Consider the following 17,821-nt stretch of genomic DNA (forward strand, 5'->3'; position numbering starts at 1 on the left):
TCGTCCGTTTGGACGGAGACCGGGATTACAGCTTGGTCGCCAATTCGGTGCCCTGGCGGATTGCCCGTTTGGCGTCCAACTCGGCGGCAATCGCGGCCCCGCCGATGACGTGCGGGGTGATCCCGGCTTCGACCAACGACAGTTCCAGGTCGCGCACCGACTCCTGGCCGGCACAGATCACCACGTTGTCGACTTCGAGCACCCGGGCGTCGGAGTGGTCCGGCCCGAAGCTGATGTGCAGTCCGGCATCGTCGATCTTCTCGTAGTTGACGCCGGAAAGCTGCTGTACCCCTTTGGCTTTCACCGATGCGCGGTGCACCCAGCCGGAGGTCTTGCCCAGGCCCCGGCCCTGAGCGCCCTTGGTGCGCTGCAGCAGATACACCTCGCGGGCTGCGGGCAGGACGATCGGCGGCTCCAGGAACCCACGCGTCTCGCCGGGCTCAGCAACACCCCACTCGGCCTTCCATTCCTTGAGGTTCAGGGTGGGGGACTCGTCGACGGTCAGGAACTCGCTGACGTCGAAACCGATGCCGCCGGCTCCGATCACCGCGACCCGCTTGCCGACCGGGGCGCCCTGCAGTGCTTGCGCGTATGACAGCACCATGGGGTGGTCGATGCCCGGAATGGACGGCATCCGCGGCGCCACCCCGGTGGCCAGCACCACCTCGTCGTACCCGGACAACTCCGGCGCACAAACCCGGGTGCCCAGGCGCACGTCCACCCGATACTTGGCCAGCATGGTGGTGTAGTAGCGCAACGTCTCGTTGAACTCTTCCTTGCCGGGAATCCTTCGGGCCAAATCGAATTGGCCACCGATCCGGTCGCCGGCCTCGAAGAGGGTCACAGAGTGCCCACGCTGGGCCGCGGTCACTGCGGCGGCCAGTCCGGCCGGTCCGGCGCCGACCACGGCGATCTGCCGGGCAGCCCGGGTCTTACCCAGCACCAGGGTGGTCTCGTGCCCGGCCCGCGGGTTCAGCAGACACGACACCGTCTTGTGCACGAAGGCGTGGTCGAGGCAGGCCTGATTGCACGCGATGCAGGTGTTGATCTCGTCGGCCGCGTCGTGCTGGGCCTTGCGTACCCAGTCCGGGTCGCTGAGCAGTGGGCGGGCCATCGAAATCAGTTGCACCGCACCGTCGGCCAGTATCTGTTCGGCCGACTGCGGCATGTTGATGCGGTTGGATGCCACCACCGGGATGCTGACGTGTTGGGCCACCGCATTGCTGATGTCGGCGAACGCGCTGTTGGGTACCGAGGTGACGATGGTCGGCACCCGCGCTTCGTGCCAGCCGATGCCGGTGTTGATGATCGTTGCCCCGGCGGCTTCGATTTCCGTTGCCAGATCAAGGATTTCAGACCAGGTCTGGCCGTCCTCGACATAGTCCGCCATGGACATCCGGTAGCAGATGATGAAGTCTGCGCCGACGGCCTCGCGGGTGCGCCGGACGATCTCCACCGGGAACCGGCGCCGTTTTTCTGCGGTGCCACCCCAGGCGTCGGTGCGCTTGTTGGTGCGCGGCGCGAGGAATTGGTTGAGCAGGTAGCCTTCGCTGCCCATGATCTCGACGCCGTCGTATCCGGCCTCGCGCGCGAGCAGCGCACACTTCACGAAATCGGAGATGGTGCCTTCGACGTCGCGCAGCGCCCGGGGGCGGAAGGGGTTGATCGGCGCCTTGATCGACGATGCGCTGACCGAAAGTGGGTGGTAGGCATAGCGTCCCGCGTGCAGCACCTGAAGGAGGATCTTGCCGCCCTCGGCGTGCACGGCGGAGGTGATCCGTCGATGCCGGCGCGCGTCGGCCGACGACAGCATCTCGGCGGCGAAGGGCAGCAGCCAGCCGGTGCGGTTCGGTGCGTAGCCGCCGGTGATGATCAGCCCGACCCGCCCGCGCGCCCGCTCGGCGAAGTACTCGGCCAGCTTGCCGGTGTCGCGGGCCCGGTCCTCCAGGCCGGTGTGCATCGAGCCCATGATCACCCGGTTGCGCAAGGTGGTGAAGCCAAGGTCCAACGGGGACAGCAGGTTCGGATACGGGGTGGTCATACCTGTGCTCCTAGTGTCAGCAGTACTTCGTCGAGCCAGTCCACCGAGCCCTGCTCGGCCCGGATGCCACCACGCAGCACCAGGTACTGGTGCAGCGCGCTACCGGTCAGGGCCGAGGGATCGGGGAACTGGTGTTTTTCGAAACCCAAATAGGTGTCCAGCAATTCGGCGCGCTCGGCGCGCAGCGCGACGACCTGAGCATGAACCGCAGACACGTCGCCGAACAAGGCGCCGCGGATCTTCACCGCCAGGTCGCGGGTGCGGGAGTCGGTCACCGAACTGCCGCGGCCGGACAGTGGCTGCGCGATCCACCGTCGCAGTTCATCGCGTCCGGCTGCGGTCACCGAGTAGACCTTCTTGTCCGGCCGGCCGTGCTGCTCGACGACGTCGGGGCACACCCATCCGTCGTCTTCCATGGCCCGCAGGGTGCGGTAGATCTGCTGGTGGGTGGCCGCCCAGAAATAACCGATCGACCGGTCGAAGCGGTGCGCCAGCTCATAACCCGAGCCGGTTTGTTCGCACAGCGCCACCAGGATCGCGTGGGGAAGGGCCACGGTGTGAGCGTAGGTGTAACCGGTGGTTCTATGCAACAAGTTGCAATGGGTGGAACAAAAGCCGGAAAAACTGAGGGTGGCAACTAGTCGGACGGTATGTGCGACGTTTAGTATCAGTAATCGCGCGCCACCCGGACCGGGCGGCGCGTGAAGTTAGGTCACACTGAGACGGACGTCTCGATATGGGCGCACCATACTGACGTCTGCTCGCCCCACCCTGACGAGCCAGCAGCCCACTGGACTAGGAGAACAACCGGTGACGTACGTCATTGCCGAACCCTGCGTCGACGTCAAAGACAAGGCATGTATCGAAGAGTGCCCGGTCGATTGCATCTACGAGGGTGCACGCATGCTGTACATCCACCCCGACGAGTGCGTGGACTGCGGCGCTTGCGAGCCGGTCTGCCCCGTCGAGGCCATCTACTACGAGGATGACGTTCCGGATCAGTGGAGCGGCTTCACCCAGAACAACGCGGATTTCTTCACCGAGCTCGGTTCGCCGGGTGGTGCGTCGAAGGTCGGTCAGACTGACAACGACCCCGACGCGGTGAAGAGCCTGCCCCCGCAGGGTGAGTGACCCCAGCGGCGCAGCGCGCGTCGCTGGGCCGATCTCGGGGCGACTACCCGTATTTCCGTGGGACACCCTGGCTGACGCAACCGCGACGGCGCGTGCTCACCCGGACGGCATCGTCGACCTGTCTGTCGGCACGCCGGTCGATGAGGTAGCTCCGGTCATCCGGGAAGCGCTCGCTGCGGCCGGTGGCTCTCCCGGCTACCCGGCGACCGCAGGCACGCCTGCCCTGCGCGCCTCGGCCGTCGCGGCGCTGCAACGTCGGTACGGCGTGACCGATCTGCCTGAGCACGCGGTGCTGCCGGTCATCGGAACCAAAGAGGTCATTGCCTGGCTGCCGACGCTGCTCGGGTTGGGCGATTCCGACACCGTCGTGGTGCCCGAGTTGGCCTACCCCACCTACGACGTCGGTGCCCGGCTCGTCGGTGCCCAGGTTGTTCGCGCCGACTCACTGACCCAGTTGGGTCCGGAGACCCCGGCGCTGGTGTTCATCAACTCGCCGAGCAATCCGACCGGAGCGGTCCTGGGCGTCGACCATCTGCGCAAGGTGGTCGGCTGGGCGCGCGAGCGTGGTGTGGTTGTCGCCTCCGACGAGTGCTACCTGGGTCTGGCCTGGGATGCGCAGCCGCTGTCGGTGTTGCATCCCGATGTCTGCGGCGGTGACCACACCGGCCTGCTGGCCGTGCATTCGCTGTCCAAGACGTCGTCGCTGGCGGGCTACCGCGCGGGCTTCGTCGCCGGCGATCCGGCGCTGGTCGCCGAACTGCTGGCGGTGCGTAAGCACGCCGGGATGATCGTGCCGACGCCGGTGCAGTCTGCCATGGTCGCTGCGCTCGACGACGACGAGCACGAACGGGTGCAGCGTTCGCGGTACGAGTCGCGCCGGACGGCGCTGCTCGCCGCGGTGCGGGGCGCCGGGTTCGCCGTCGAGCATTCCGAGGCGGGGCTGTATCTGTGGGCCACCCGCGGCGAGTCCGGACGTGCGACGGTCGCCTGGCTGGCCGAGCGCGGCATCTTGGTCGCCCCGGGCGAGTTCTACGGACCGCGCGGTGCGCAATTCGTGCGAATTGCGTTGACCGCCACCGACGAACGCATTGCCGCCGCGGTATCCCGGCTGGCTTAGTTTTCCTGTCTGCCGGCCGGCGGCTCCTAGACCCGTAGGACCAGCGCCAGCAGCAGCCGGGTGTCCGGATCGTTCAGCGAGATGTTCAGTAGCTTCTCGATCCGCCGCACCCGGTACCGCACCGTGTTCGGGTGGACATGCAATTGGCCGGCGGCCGAGGCGACGTCGCCGAAGCTGTCCAGGTAGACCCGCAACGTCTCGGCGAGCGCCGGTTCCTGGTCGCGCAACCGCGCGAGCGTCGGGTCGCGCAGCCGCGGGTCGGTACCGATCGTCGTGACGATCTCGTCGAGCAGCACCGTGGTGCGAACCTCGGCCAACGAGGTCACCGCAGCGATCGCCCCGGGGTGTCTGGTCGCGCTGTCCAACACCCGGTCCACCTCGGTGCGGGCCGCTGCGGCGCTACCCAAACCGACTGTGCCACCGGCGATTACTGCCCTCAGCTGCAGACCCATCTCGGCGCGCAGCGCCGCGACGGTGCCGCGCACCCACGACTTGACCGCCCGGCCGGCGTCGGGAAACACCACGTACACCCGGGCGTCGTGCGAGGTGACCTGAGCATCGTGGCGAAATGCGCTGGCGCTCAGCGCGAGTACCTCGTCCAGGCGTGCCGGAGCGGTCCCGGACGCGGCGAATCCCACCACCGTGACCCGACCGCCGTCGGCGATCCCGAGCTCACGCGCCACCTGGCCGATGTCGTCGTCAAAGTCTTTCAGCCCCAAGAGTTCTTGCACCCGCAGCGTATGTGTCGACGGCGTCGCGGCCAGCCGGGACATGATGCGCGCTGCCAGCACCGCGCCACCACGCAGTACCTGGTCGGCGTCGTCGGCCAGCGGCCGGGAACCCTGCTGAACCCAGATGGTGCCGGCGAAGCGAGGTATTCGACGCCCGTCGTGTTCGGGCAGATGGATGCCCACCGCGCGTCGCGGCCGCAGGCCCAACTCAGGCCGCTCGGCCACCGCGACCACGTCGCGCCCCGAGCGCAAGGCATCGAATATGCCCCACTGGCCGATCCACTCCAGGTGCTCGGGCGGTCCGGCCCGCCCGAGGATGGACAGCCGGCGCAGCTCGTCGGCCTCGTCGTTGGAAGCCGAATATGCCAGCACATGAGAGCCTTCATCCTCGATGCTGACCATACCGCGGGTGCGGTCGGCGATCGATTGGGCCAGGCTGAACAGGTCGGTGCCCGAGTCGTACCGGGCGTCGGTGCGGCCGACGTGATGCTCCAGCACGTGATTGATCAAGCGGTACAAGCGTTCCCAGCGGGCTCTAGGCTCCACGGCCACCACTGCGGCGCCGGCGCCGACAGCCCGCCTGACAAGTGCGTCGGCCGGCTCCTTGGCAAAGATGGCCGTCGGGACCCGTTGCACCAGTTGCCGATCCAGCCACACCTGGGCCTGCGCGTCATCGATGCCGAGCAGCAGGAACGCGTCGGCTGCGCCCGCGCCGGCGGCCAGGCCCAAGCGCACGTCATCGGAATCGATGAGGGCGGCGGTGGTGACCGGTAGATCCAGGCCGCGCGGAGCCTCGACCAGCGTCACCATGGTCGCATCCAGGGCCAGTAACAGCTGGCCGAGCCCGACACCCTGCATTGTCCGATCCTACTTCCGAGGTTGCCGAACCTTGTCGGATCGGCTAAAGGTGTGGCGCCCGTATCAGCGGATTCTTGGGAGATGGACGCCATCACCGATGTTCCGCTGCCGGCCAACGAGCCGGTCCGTGACTATGCCCCCGGCTCGGGGGAACGCAACCGCCTGCAGCGCGAGTTGACGACGCTCAGCCAGGGCCCGATCGACCTGCCGCACATCATCGGCGGCCGCCCGAGCATGGCCGGCGAGCAGCGCATCGAGGTCGTGCAGCCGCACCACCACCGCGCGGTGCTGGGCACCCTGGTCAACGCCGGTCATACCGAAGCCCGTGCCGCAGTGGATGCCGCGATGGCGGCCAAGGATGACTGGGCGGCAACATCATTCGACGATCGCGCAGCGGTGTTCCTGCGAGCTGCCGATCTGATGTCAGGACCGTGGCGCGAGAAGATCGCGGCGGCCACCATGCTGGGGCAGTCCAAGACCGCCTACCAGGCCGAGATCGACGCGCCTTGCGAGCTGGTCGACTTCTGGCGGTTCAACGTGGCCTTCGCCCGGCAGATCCTGGCGCAGCAGCCCATCAGCAGCCGCGGGGTGTGGAACCGGACCGACTACCGGCCGCTGGACGGCTTCGTTTACGCCGTCACCCCGTTCAACTTCACCGCCATCGCCGCCAATCTGCCCACCGCGCCGGCCTTGATGGGCAACACCGTGGTCTGGAAACCCTCTGTCACCCAGACCTTTTCGGCGTATCTGACCATGTTGGTGCTGCAGCAGGCCGGCCTGCCGCCCGGGGTGATCAACCTGGTGGCCGGCGACGGCTACGCGGTCTCGGATGTGGTGCTGGCCGATCCGAGGCTGTCCGGCATCCACTTCACCGGATCCACGGCGACCTTCCAGCAGCTCTGGAGAGAAGTCGGGACGAATATCGAGCGCTACCACAGCTATCCGCGTCTGGTCGGCGAGACCGGTGGCAAGGACTTCGTGCTGGCCCACGACTCCGCGGACCCGGATGTGTTGCGTACCGCGCTGATTCGCGGTGCCTTTGACTACCAGGGTCAGAAGTGCTCGGCCGCCTCCCGGGCCTTCATTGCCCGCTCGGTATGGGACAAGATGGGCGATGACTTCCTGTCGGCGACCGAGTCGCTGCGCTACGGCGACGTTGCCGATCTGACCAATTACGGCGGCGCGCTGATCGACGCCCGGGCCTACGCGCGCAATGTGACGGCGCTGGAGAGCGCCAAGAGCCGCCCGCATGTCACCATCGCGGTCGGTGGTCAATGTGATGACAGCACAGGCTATTTCGTCCGGCCCACGGTACTGCTGTCTGACGACCCGCACGACGAGGCCTTCAGCACCGAGTACTTCGGGCCGATCCTGGCGGTGCACGTGTACGACGACTGGGACGACGTCCTCGACATCGTCGACACCGGTGCCAAATACGCGTTGACCGGTGCGGTGATCGCCGATGACCGCACCGCTGTGCAGACCGCCGCTCAACGACTGCGCTTCGCGGCCGGCAACTTCTACATCAACGACAAGCCCACCGGAGCGGTGGTGGGACAGCAGCCGTTCGGTGGTTCCCGCGCGTCGGGCACCAACGACAAGGCCGGTTCGGCGCTGAACCTGCTGCGCTGGACCTCGGCCCGGTCGATCAAGGAAACCTTCGTCCCGCCGGTCGACCACCACTACCCACACATGGAGGTGTGACATGTCGGTCTTCACCGGGGTGGCTCGGCCCGTCATCCTGGCCGCCGGCCGCAGCCACCGGCTACGTCACACGATCGAACGGATCCCGGTGACCGACGCGGTGGTGCACCGGTTCGTGCCCGGAGAACAACTGACAGATGCGCTTGATTCTGTTGTGTTGCTGTCGAATTCGCAAAGATTCGTCACCATCGACTACCTGGGTGAGGACGTCGTCGATACCGACACGGCTGATCTGACGGTGTCGGCCTACCTCGGGTTGCTGGACGCGCTCGGACCGCAATCCGACGGCACGCCCCGGGCGCTTGAGGTGTCGCTGAAACTGTCCGCGCTGGGCCAGAAACTGCCGCGCGACGGCGAGAAGATCGCGCTGGAGAACGCGCACCTGATCTGTTCGAAGGCCCGTGATCTCGGCATCTGGGTCACCGTGGACGCCGAAGACCACACCACCACCGACTCGACGCTGTCGATCGTCCGTGCACTGCGCTCCGATTTCGAGTGGCTCGGTACGGTGCTGCAGGCCTATCTCAAGCGCACCCTCGGTGACTGCCGGGACCTGGCCGGCAGCCGAATCCGGTTGTGCAAGGGCGCTTACGACGAACCGGCCGCGGTGGCACTACGGGATCGTCGCCAGGTGAGCGAGAACTACCTGCGGTGCCTGCGGGTGCTGATGGCCGGCAGGGGATATCCGATGGTGGCCTCGCATGACCCGGAGATCATCGCCGCGGTCCCCGCCATGGTCGGCGAATTCGGGCGCAGTACAGACGAATTCGAATACCAGATGCTGTACGGCATCCGCGACGACGAACAGCGCCGCCTGGCTGCCGCCGGCAGTCACGTCCGGGTGTATGTGCCGTTCGGGTCGCAGTGGTACGGCTACTTCGTCCGTCGGCTGGCCGAACGGCCGGCCAACCTGACCTTCTTCCTACGGGCACTCGCCGAGCGCCGCTGACCGCAACCGCAGCTGCAGCCAGGCGGCCAACGATTGGGCGTCGGTGATCTCGCCTGCCCGGATCATCTCCTCGATCTGGTCCGCGGTGAACCAGTCGCTGCGCATGTCCTGCTCCTCGTGCTCGCGCTCGTGCTCACCCTCGGTGATGCCGGTGGCGTGGAACACCCAGCCGCGCTGGCTGCTCATGCCCGGCGCGACGTCCTGGCGGCTCAGCACGACCATCGACGCGGCGCGCAAACCGGTTTCCTCGCGCAGTTCACGGGCCGCGAGCTCCACCGGCGGCGGCTCGTCGCCGTCCAGGGTGCCGGGCGCGGTGCCTTGTGGAAACTCCCAGCGGCGCAATCCAATTGGATACCGGTATTGCTCCACCAGCCGGTACAAGTCGCCCTTCTGTGCGATCACCACCGCCATCGTCGGCTTGACGATCACACCGTAGATCCCGGCTGAGCCGTCCTGCCGGCGGATGTCGTCCTCCCGCACGATCATCCAGGGATTGCGGTACACCTCGCGAGAGCCGACGCGTTCGATCACCGTTCCAGTATCGCCGAGTGGGCCGGCGAGTAGCCTCGCAACCGTGTTGCTGACTTCCCTGGACCCAGCCGCCGTCGCCGCCGGAGCCGACATCGGCGACGCCGTCACCATCGACGGGGCGGTGCTGTCGCGCAGCGATCTGGTCGGCGCGGCCACCTCGGTGGCCGAACGCGTCGGGGGAGCGGCACGGGTGGCCGTGCTGGCCAAGCCCACCGCCACCACGGTGCTGGCCATCACCGGCTGCCTGATCGCCGGCGTGCCGGTGGTTCCGGTGCCTGCCGACGTCGGCGCCGCCGAACGCCGGCACATGATCACCGATTCGGGCGCCCAGGCGTGGCTGGGTGAAGTCCCGGACGAGACCGAAGGGCTGCCCCATATCCCGGTGCGCCTGCATGCCCGGTCCTGGCACCGGTACGCCGAACCGTCGCCGGAGGCCACCGCACTGATCATGTACACCTCGGGCACCACCGGGCTGCCCAAGGGCGTGCTGATCAGCCGCCGGGCCATCGCCGCCGACATCGACGCACTGGCCAAGGCTTGGGCCTGGACCCCGGACGACACCCTGGTGCACGGCCTGCCGCTGTTCCACGTGCACGGCCTGATCCTCGGGTTGCTGGGGTCGCTGCGGATCGGAAATCGCTTCGTACACACCGGAAAGCCCACACCCGCCGGGTATGCCGCGGCGGGCGGCTCACTGTATTTCGCGGTGCCGACGGTGTGGTCGCGGGTGGTCGCGGATGCCGCGGTAGCGGCGGAACTGTCGAAGGCCCGGCTGCTGGTGTCGGGCAGTGCGGCATTGCCGGTTCCGGTGTTCGACGATCTGGTGCGACTCACCGGCCACGCACCGGTCGAACGCTACGGCAGCACCGAGACTCTCATCACCCTGTCCACCCGGGTGGACGGCGACCGCCGGCCTGGTTGGGTGGGGCTGCCGCTCGATGGCGTGCAGACCAGGCTGGTCGGCGACGACGGCGCTCCGGTGCCGCACGATGGGGAAAGCATCGGGCGCCTGGAGGTGTTGTCGCCGACTCTGTTCAAGGGCTACCTGAATCGGCCGGAGGCCACCTTCGAGGTGCTGGGCGACGACGGCTGGTACCGCACCGGCGACGTGGCGGCGATCGACGCCGACGGGATGCATCGCATCGTCGGCCGGGAGTCGGTGGACCTGATCAAGTCAGGTGGCTTCCGGATCGGAGCCGGTGAGATCGAGACGGTGCTGCTGGGTCACCCCGGGGTGGACGAGGTGGCCGTGGTCGGTGTGCCCGACGATGACCTGGGGCAGCGGATCGTCGCGTTCGTGGTCGGATCAGCGTCGCCGCAGGAGCTCATCGATTTTGTGGCACAACAGCTTTCGGTGCACAAGCGGCCGCGGGAAGTGCGCATCGTCGATAGTCTGCCGCGCAACGCCATGGGCAAGGTGCAGAAGAAACTGCTGCTCTGACCGCGAGCGGGCGCCCGTGGCCCGGGAATGGAACCCAGCGCCGCCGGCTTGTAGATGCCATGCAACTGAACGACCAAGCCCGAGCCCTGATCGGGGCCGGTGTCAATGCAACCCTGGTGACACTGAATGCCGATGGCAGTCCGCAGGTATCGGTCGTGTGGGTGGAACTGCAGTCCACCCCAGACGGCGACGAATTGGTCAGCGCCCACTTGAACGAACACAAGAAGGTCCGCAACGCGCGGCGCGATCCCCGGGTGGCGCTGACCATCATCGGCGCCGACCGTGGCACCGAGTCGGTGGTGCCGTACCTGGCGATCACCGGTACCGCCCGGATCGTCGAAGGTGGCGCTCCCGCGGTGCTCACGCGGTTGACGGAGGTGATGGCGCCTGAGTTCAACGGCAAGTTTCCGCCACCGGACGCGCCACCTGGCTTCCTCACCCGCATCACCATCGACAAGGTGACGGGCATCGGCCCCTGGACCTGAAAAACTGCCGAGCGTGAGCTCGGGTGCCAGATTCCATCGAATTCACGCACCCGAGCACACGCTCGGCAGTGAAATCAGTTGGCGTGCAGCGCCTCGTTCAGCGTGATGCCGGTGCCGTCGCGCTTGACCACCTCGACCGCGCCGGACAGCGAATTACGCCGGAACAGAAGGTTATTCGCGCCGGACAGCTCGACGGCCTTGATCTTCTGGCCGTCGGCGGTGGTCACCTTGGTGCCGCCGGTGACGTAGAGACCGGCCTCGACGACGCAGTCGTCGCCAAGTGAAATGCCCAGCCCGGAGTTGGCGCCCAGCAGGCAGCGCTTGCCCACCGAGATGACCTCTTTGCCGCCGCCGGACAGTGTGCCCATGATCGAGGCGCCGCCGCCGACGTCGGAGCCGTCGTCGACCACCACACCGGCGGAAATGCGGCCCTCCACCATCGAGGTGCCCAGGGTTCCGGCGTTGAAGTTGACGAAACCCTCGTGCATGACAGTGGTGCCCGAAGCCAGGTGCGCGCCCAGCCGGACGCGGTCGGCGTCGGCGATCCGCACGCCGGTCGGCAGCACGTAGTCCACCATCCGCGGGAACTTGTCCACGCCGTACACCGTGACCTGGCCGCGGCGGCGCAACCGCGCCCGTACCGTCTCGAAGCCCTCGACCGCACATGGACCGAAGTTGGTCCACACTACGTTGGTCAGCAGGCCGAAGACACCGTCCATGTTGGCGCCGTGCGGCGCGATCAGTCGGTGCGACAGCAGGTGCAGCCGTAGGTAAGCGTCGTGCGCGTCGGCCGGCTTGTCGTCCAGTGAAGCGATGGTGGTGCGCACGATCTCGGTGCGCACGCCGCGATCGTCGTCGGCTCCGACCAGTGCTTCCAGCTCAGCGGGGACGGGGCCGGCCGCGGCGTCGGCAGACAGGGCGGGGGCGGGGAACCAGGTATCCAGGACCGTTCCGTCGGCGGTGATGGTCGCGATGCCGATGCCAGATGCAGAAGTCACGTTGCTTGAGGTTACTGCAGTGCCGCCCGGATCAGGACCTCAGCTGCGGCCCGTGCCCGGACCGCGGCCGAGGGATCCCGGTCCATTCGGGCGCTCAGGCCCGACCCGTCGTAGATCAGCTGCAGCTGGCTGCCCAACGTCTCGGGATCGGCCAAACCGGCGTCCCGGGCCAAATCGGTGAACAGGGCCCGGACGTCCGCGCGGAACTGGTCGGCGGCCTGCTGGATGACCCCGCCCTCGGGAGCTTCGGCGCTGGCGGAGACGAAGGCGCAACCGTGAAAGTCTGGCTGGCGGAACAACTCTGCCTGTACATCGAACGGAGCGAGCACCCGCTGCACGGGGTCGGTTCGGGCCGCGACCGCGGCGTTGAGCCGGTCGGTGGTACCGGCATGCCGGGACTGCAGGTACGCCCGGACCAGTTCGTCCTTGCTCCCGAACGTGTTGTACAGCGAGGCTTTTGCCACGCCCGCCCGCTCGATGATGCGATCGATGCCGACAGTCTGTACGCCCTCGGAATAGAAGAGTTCGTTTGCAGCGTCGAGCAGCCGGTCCCGCGCGCTCATCCGTTGTCCCCTTCCGGTACTGGTTCCAGCACGATGACCGGGATCTCGCGTTGCCCGGCTCTGGCCCGGTATTGCGGGAAGTGCGGCCAGAACCGTTCGGCGATCAGCCACGTCTGGGCCTTCTCGGCACCGTACGTCTCGCGGGCCCGAAACCGGTGCACGGTGGCGCCGTCCTGCAGCCAGACCTGTGGGTTGGCCACCAGATTCCGGTACCACGCCGGGTGGCTGGCCGCGCCCGCCGCCGAGGCCACGGCGATGTAGTTGTCGCCGTCCACGATCCGCATGATCGGATTCTTGCGGAGTTCACCGGACTTGGCGCCGACAGTGGTCAATATGACCACCGGCCGGTCTTCCAAGGTGCCGCCGTCGCGACCGTCGGTGGCTTCGTACAGTGCGACCTGCTCTGCTGGGGTGAGCCTGTCCGTGGTCATGTCACACCGCCGTCCGGCCGCCGTCGACGGGGATCACTGCGCCGGTGATGTAACCGGCCTTGGGGGAGACCAGGAAGGCGATCACCTCGGAGATTTCCTCGGGCTGGGCGCCACGGTTCAGCAGCGTTGTGGCGGCGAGGTTTTCGATGAGGTCGCGCTTGGATTCGTCGGTGAATACCGGCCCTGGCGCGACGGAGTTCACCCGTACACCGGACGGGCTGAACTCGGCTGCCCAGGCCCTTGTCATGGCGGTCAGTGATGCCTTGGTGGCGCTGTACGCGGCGCCGCCGGCGATCCCGATGTGACCTGCCATGCTGTCCACACTGACGATGCTGCCGTGTCCGCGCGAGGCCATCCCGGGCGCCAGGGCCGCCACGAGTTGGTAGGCGGCGCGCACGTTGCTGCCGAACAGTTCGTCGAAGGTGGCGACGTCGAGGTCGGCAGTAGGCCCGAACCAGGAAAATCCGCCGTTGTTGACCAGCACGTCGACGTCGCCTGCGGCGGTGGCCAGGGTGGCGACCGCCGTCGGGTCGTTGAGGTCGGCGGCGATGAACCTGGCTTGTCCGCCTCGCGCCTGGATTTCCCGGACGGTGTCGGCGCCTCGGGCGGCGTCGCGTCCGTGCACGATCACCGAATAGCCGTCGCGGGCCAGATCGAATGCGACAGCGCGCCCGATGCCCGACGTCGCACCGGTGACCAGGGCTATCTGCTGGGTGGATGAGTGGGCCATGTCAAAGCTCCTTATTGAGTAGACCTGTCTGTCTAGTTCGATGGACGTAACTGCGGGACCGCTCCGTCTATTCCGGGGTTGGTCAGACGGCCGATAGCCTGGTCAGGTGCTGGACCTACGCTCTGACCCGATTGCCCTGACCGCCGCCCTGGTCGACATCCCCAGCGAGTCGCGCCACGAACAGCGCATCGCCGACGAGATCGAGGTCGCGCTCAAGGAGCAGGCGCCGCACTTCGAGGTGATCCGCAACGGCAACGCGGTGCTGGCCCGGACCAACCTCGGCCGGCCGAGTCGGGTGCTATTGGCCGGTCATACCGACACCGTGCCCGCCGCCGACAATCTGCCCAGCAGCCTCGACGGCGACGAGTTGTGGGGTTGCGGCACCTCCGACATGAAGGCCGGCGACGCGGTGTTCCTGCACCTGGCCGCGACCATTGCCGAGCCCGCGCACGACATCACCCTGGTGATGTACGACTGCGAGGAAATCGAATCGTCCGCCAACGGACTGGGTCGCATCGAGCGGGAACTACCCGACTGGCTCACCGCTGACGTGGCGATCCTGGGCGAACCGTCCGGCGGCTACGTCGAGGCGGGCTGCCAGGGCACCCTGCGCGTCATCATCAGCGCCACCGGCACCCGCGCACACTCGGCCCGTTCGTGGCTGGGAGACAACGCCATTCACAAACTCGGTGCGGTCCTGGACCGGCTGACGGGCTACCAGGCCCGGCAGGTGGACATCGACGGTTGCGTCTACCGGGAGGGGCTGTCGGCAGTCCGGATCGACGGCGGCATCGCCGGCAACGTGATCCCGGATGCCGCGTCGGTCACCGTCAACTTCCGGTTCGCGCCCGACCGGAGCCCCGAGCAGGCCCTGGCCCACGTGCATGAGGTGTTCGACGGCCTGGACGTCGCCATCGTGCAGACCGACGCCGCGGCCGGTGCCTTGCCGGGCCTGACCCAGCCCGCGGCGGCTGCCTTGGTGGCGGCGGCCGGCGGACAGGTGCGCGCCAAGTACGGCTGGACCGATGTGGCTCGCTTTGCCGCCCTTGGCATTCCGGCGGTCAACTACGGCCCGGGCGATCCGAACCTGGCCCACAAGGTCGATGAGCGGGTGTCGGTAGCGGCGATCACCGCGACCACCGAGATGCTGCGGCGGTATCTGACGAGTTGAGCAGCGTTCGCGTCGACAGCTGGATCTGGGCCGTACGGATCACCAAGACGCGGTCCCTGGCCGCGGCTGCCTGCCGGGCCGGACATGTCCGGGTAAACGACGTCACCGCCAAGCCGGCGCAGTTGGTGGGTCCCGGCGATGAGGTCCGGGTACGGCTCGACGGGCGTGAGCGCATCGTGGAGGTCCTCCGGCCGATCGTCAAACGGGTGGGTGCGGCCGTCGCGTCGGAATGCCTGATCGACCGCAGCCCGCCGCCGCCGTCCAAGGTCAGCGTGCCCGCGGTTCCCCTTCGGGACCGGGGCGCGGGCCGGCCCACCAAACGTGAACGGCGACAGCTGGATCGGCTGCGCGGATATTCTGGGACCGAATAATCAGTTGCGTCGCCGGGTACCGTGATACTCGTAACTGCTGTCGACCGAGGTGGGCCGAAAACATGCTGGGAGACGACGACATCTCCGGGTAATCCCGAGAGTCGATCGGTTCCTGTTTTCAATGCGGTGCGTGCTGCCCGCGTCACCTTGGAGTACCAGCATGTCTATTACCTGTTCCCACCTGTCGTTTGCGTGGCCCGACACCACCACATTGTTCGATGATCTTTCGTTCTCCGTGCCCGGCGGCCGTACCGGGCTGGTGGCGCCCAACGGTGCGGGCAAGAGCACGTTGCTCAAACTCATTGCCGGACAACTTCAGCCGAGTGCGGGCACCGTTACCGTGGCAGGCCCGGTCGGCTACCTGCCGCAGACGTTGACGTTGTCCACGGCACTGACGGTCGCCGAACTGCTCGGCATCGCACCGGTTTTGGCCGCGCTCGATGCCCTGTCCTGTGGTGACGCGTCCGAAAAAGTGTTCGCCGCCATCGGCGAGGACTGGGACATCGAGGAACGCTCCACAGCGCAACTGGCCAGGCTTGGGCTCGATGTCGCGCTGGGCCGGAAGCTGGCCACCCTATCCGGGGGAGAGGTGGTCACTTTGGGCCTGGCTGCACAGTTGCTGCGACGGCCGACTGTCCTGCTGCTCGACGAACCTACGAATAATCTGGATTCCGATGCACGCCAACGCTTCTACGGCGAATTGGACCAATATCCGGGAACCTTGTTGGTGATCAGTCACGACCGCGCCCTGCTGGACCGAATGGACCGGATCGCCGAACTGCGAGACGGGGAAATCCAGTTCTACGGTGGTAACTTCACCGAGTATCGGGCCGTGGTCGCCGATGCCCAGCGGGTGGCCGAAGCCGATGTCCGCAATGCCGAGCTGCAACTCAAACGCCAGAAGCGCCAGATGCAGCAGGCCCGGGAACGTGCCGCCCGCCGGGCCGGTACCGCCGCCCGCAACCTCAAGAACGCCGGTCTGCCGAAAATCATTGCCGGGCAACTCAAGCGCAACGCGCAAGAATCAGCTGCCCGCGCCGACGACATGCATGCCAGGCGCGTGGACAGCGCACGAAGCCGTCTCGATGATGCCGAACGCGCGCTGCGCGACGACGACACCATCGTCCTGGACCTGCCGGAGACCGAGGTGCCTGCCGGTCGCACCCTGCTGCACGCCGCCGGCCTCAACGTCCGCCGTGGCGATCGGATGCTGTTCGCCGACAAGGGAATCGACCTCGACATCCGCGGTCCCGAGCGGATCGCCCTGACCGGCCGCAACGGTGTCGGCAAATCGACCTTGCTGCGGATGATCAGCGGCGACCTATCGCCCGACACCGGCGGGGTGATCCACGGCGGCGCGCGCAGCGCCTACCTGTCGCAACGCCTGGATCTACTCGACGAGCGGCGCAGCGTGTTCGACAACCTGACGGCCTGGGCCCCGGCCTTGGATATCACCCGAAAAATGCACTTGCTGGCGCAGTTCCTGTTCCACGGCAACAGGATTCAGCTGCCGGTCCAAGCGCTGTCCGGCGGTGAACGGTTGCGGGCAACGTTGGTCTGCGTACTCAACGCCCAGCCGGCCCCGCACCTGCTGCTTCTCGACGAACCCACCAACAATCTCGACCTGGTCAGCGTCGCGCAGCTGGAAGCGGCACTGAACGCCTATCGAGGTGCGTTCATCGTCGTCAGCCACGATCAACGTTTCCTTGACGCCATCGGCATCGAACGGCGCATCGCGCTGTCGGGTTAGTCCTGCGGTCGGGTCTGGGCAGGACGTCGTGCCGGGGCATCCTGCTTGAGTTCGATCGCCGCAGCCGCCGATTCCCCGACGGGCTTGTTGTGCGGCACGCCTGCGTCCTCGGCACGCTCATCGGACTTCTCGGGCTGATCGTGGCTCTTGTCATGGGCGTGGGTGGCATCGGATCCGTCGGAGTGGCCGCCACCGGCCGCGTCATGAGCCGTCGGTATCGAGCTGTCCGACGGCGCCACGTTGCCGAGCCCGGCCGCTCCGCCGATGCCGCCCGCGCCGCCGAGGAGCTGCGCCGGCAACTGTCCCAACGCTTGTGCCAGTCCCTGGATCGGTTGGGTGATCGACTGCACCACCTGGCCCACCTGGCCGAGCACCTGGCCCAACTGTCCCGCACCGGAAGCGCTCGGCGCGGAGACAGCCGGCGCGGAAGCAGTCGGAGTGGGGACAGCCGTCGCGGCGGACCCCACGCTCGGCGATCCCTGCATCGACTCGGCGGCGGCCATCAGCCGGTGCGCGCTCTCTTCGTCGCCGGCCCGGTAAGCCTCGGCGGCACCCCGCAACAACGTCGAGATCTGCTGGCCCGACGCTGAAGTGGAACGTAAGGCGTTGCCACGGCTGGCCAGGACTCCGTCCAGTACCGAGCTGACAGTGGAGGCGACCAAGCCGTGCGTGGCACCGGTCGGTGGCCCGGCGGTGTCCAAGGCCCCCAGCGATTCGGATACCGCGGCATGCAGATTCGAGATGCCCAGCATGCGTTCGACGTCGACGTCCAACCGATCAGTCATTCCAACCCCTCAAGATGACCTGTTGGTGTCAATC

18 protein-coding genes are annotated in these 17,821 nt (G+C 67.3%); 9 read left to right on the forward strand and 9 right to left on the reverse strand.

Features of this window, described 5'->3' with window-relative positions:
• Positions 1–25 precede the first annotated feature (25 nt).
• Entirely contained in the window at positions 26–2,041 is a 2,016-nt protein-coding gene (locus ABIA30_RS13405) for an FAD-dependent oxidoreductase (RefSeq protein ID WP_370066014.1), read from the reverse strand.
• Positions 2,038–2,595, reverse strand: coding sequence for a PadR family transcriptional regulator (locus ABIA30_RS13410; RefSeq protein WP_370066016.1), 558 nt, complete (start codon positions 2,593–2,595; stop codon positions 2,038–2,040). The genes ABIA30_RS13405 and ABIA30_RS13410 overlap by 4 nt, the downstream gene beginning before the upstream one ends.
• A 256-nt stretch (positions 2,596–2,851) precedes the next feature.
• On the opposite strand from ABIA30_RS13410, the gene fdxA reads away from it, so the two are divergent.
• Positions 2,852–3,172 carry a ferredoxin gene (fdxA, locus tag ABIA30_RS13415; RefSeq protein WP_370066018.1) on the forward strand — a complete coding sequence of 107 codons (321 nt, stop codon included), beginning with the start codon at positions 2,852–2,854 and terminating at the stop codon, positions 3,170–3,172.
• A gap of 31 nt (positions 3,173–3,203) precedes the next feature.
• Positions 3,204–4,289 carry a succinyldiaminopimelate transaminase gene (gene dapC / locus ABIA30_RS13420; protein WP_370066326.1) on the forward strand — a complete coding sequence of 362 codons (1,086 nt, stop codon included), beginning with the start codon at positions 3,204–3,206 and terminating at the stop codon, positions 4,287–4,289.
• Between the two features lie 26 nt (positions 4,290–4,315).
• On the opposite strand, the gene ABIA30_RS13425 is transcribed toward dapC, so the two are convergent.
• A complete protein-coding gene (locus tag ABIA30_RS13425; RefSeq protein WP_370066020.1) occupies positions 4,316–5,878 on the reverse strand; it encodes a PucR family transcriptional regulator in 1,563 nt (520 codons plus the stop codon).
• Between the two features lie 81 nt (positions 5,879–5,959).
• Here ABIA30_RS13425 and pruA point away from each other — a divergent pair, with 81 nt between their 5' ends.
• Together pruA and ABIA30_RS13435 are read left to right on the forward strand one after the other, a co-directional pair.
• The gene (gene pruA, locus ABIA30_RS13430) at positions 5,960–7,582 is read left to right on the forward strand and encodes an L-glutamate gamma-semialdehyde dehydrogenase (protein ID WP_370066022.1); all 1,623 of its coding nucleotides are present in this window, start codon (positions 5,960–5,962) and stop codon (positions 7,580–7,582) included.
• 1 nt (position 7,583) lies between these two features.
• Positions 7,584–8,531, forward strand: a complete 948-nt coding sequence (locus tag ABIA30_RS13435; RefSeq protein ID WP_370066024.1) for a proline dehydrogenase family protein — start codon at positions 7,584–7,586, stop codon at positions 8,529–8,531.
• On the opposite strand, the gene ABIA30_RS13440 is transcribed toward ABIA30_RS13435, so the two are convergent.
• Positions 8,505–9,017, reverse strand: coding sequence for an NUDIX domain-containing protein (locus ABIA30_RS13440; protein WP_370066328.1), 513 nt, complete (start codon positions 9,015–9,017; stop codon positions 8,505–8,507). The genes ABIA30_RS13435 and ABIA30_RS13440 overlap by 27 nt on opposite strands.
• Before the next feature lie 88 nt (positions 9,018–9,105).
• Here ABIA30_RS13440 and ABIA30_RS13445 point away from each other — a divergent pair, with 88 nt between their 5' ends.
• Positions 9,106–10,503, forward strand: a complete 1,398-nt coding sequence (locus ABIA30_RS13445; RefSeq protein ID WP_370066026.1) for an acyl-CoA synthetase — start codon at positions 9,106–9,108, stop codon at positions 10,501–10,503.
• Between the two features lie 59 nt (positions 10,504–10,562).
• On the forward strand, positions 10,563–10,988 hold the full coding sequence (locus ABIA30_RS13450) for a PPOX class F420-dependent oxidoreductase (protein ID WP_370066028.1): 426 nt from the start codon (positions 10,563–10,565) through the stop codon (positions 10,986–10,988).
• Between the two features lie 74 nt (positions 10,989–11,062).
• Here ABIA30_RS13450 and dapD read toward each other — a convergent pair whose 3' ends face one another.
• From dapD to ABIA30_RS13470, 4 genes are read right to left on the reverse strand one after another with little or no spacing between them, the layout of a single operon-like run.
• Positions 11,063–11,986, reverse strand: a complete 924-nt coding sequence (gene dapD / locus ABIA30_RS13455) for a 2,3,4,5-tetrahydropyridine-2,6-dicarboxylate N-succinyltransferase (protein ID WP_370066030.1) — start codon at positions 11,984–11,986, stop codon at positions 11,063–11,065.
• An 11-nt stretch (positions 11,987–11,997) separates the two neighbouring features.
• On the reverse strand, positions 11,998–12,549 hold the full coding sequence (locus ABIA30_RS13460; RefSeq protein ID WP_370066032.1) for a TetR/AcrR family transcriptional regulator: 552 nt from the start codon (positions 12,547–12,549) through the stop codon (positions 11,998–12,000).
• Positions 12,546–12,980, reverse strand: coding sequence for a nitroreductase/quinone reductase family protein (locus tag ABIA30_RS13465; protein ID WP_370066034.1), 435 nt, complete (start codon positions 12,978–12,980; stop codon positions 12,546–12,548). Before ABIA30_RS13465 ends, ABIA30_RS13460 begins: the two co-directional genes overlap by 4 nt.
• A 1-nt stretch (position 12,981) precedes the next feature.
• Positions 12,982–13,710 (reverse strand): SDR family NAD(P)-dependent oxidoreductase, encoded by a 729-nt coding sequence (locus ABIA30_RS13470; protein WP_370066036.1) that lies wholly within the window; start codon positions 13,708–13,710, stop codon positions 12,982–12,984.
• 106 nt (positions 13,711–13,816) lie between these two features.
• Here ABIA30_RS13470 and dapE point away from each other — a divergent pair, with 106 nt between their 5' ends.
• The 3 genes from dapE to ABIA30_RS13485 all read left to right on the forward strand — a co-directional run bounded on the left by dapE (position 13,817) and on the right by ABIA30_RS13485 (position 17,002).
• The gene (gene dapE, locus ABIA30_RS13475; protein ID WP_370066038.1) at positions 13,817–14,881 is read left to right on the forward strand and encodes a succinyl-diaminopimelate desuccinylase; all 1,065 of its coding nucleotides are present in this window, start codon (positions 13,817–13,819) and stop codon (positions 14,879–14,881) included.
• Entirely contained in the window at positions 14,878–15,252 is a 375-nt protein-coding gene (locus ABIA30_RS13480) for an RNA-binding S4 domain-containing protein (protein ID WP_370066040.1), read from the forward strand. The genes dapE and ABIA30_RS13480 overlap by 4 nt, the downstream gene beginning before the upstream one ends.
• Before the next feature lie 160 nt (positions 15,253–15,412).
• Complete coding sequence (locus ABIA30_RS13485) at positions 15,413–17,002, forward strand: ABC-F family ATP-binding cassette domain-containing protein (protein ID WP_370066042.1); 1,590 nt, start codon at positions 15,413–15,415, stop codon at positions 17,000–17,002.
• Here the strand turns inward: ABIA30_RS13485 and ABIA30_RS13490 are convergent.
• Complete coding sequence (locus tag ABIA30_RS13490; protein WP_370066044.1) at positions 16,999–17,787, reverse strand: type VII secretion target; 789 nt, start codon at positions 17,785–17,787, stop codon at positions 16,999–17,001. The genes ABIA30_RS13485 and ABIA30_RS13490 overlap by 4 nt on opposite strands.
• Positions 17,788–17,821 lie beyond the last annotated feature (34 nt).

The organism is Mycobacterium sp. MAA66, from assembly GCF_041261665.1.
Classification (GTDB): Bacteria; Actinomycetota; Actinomycetes; order Mycobacteriales; family Mycobacteriaceae; genus Mycobacterium.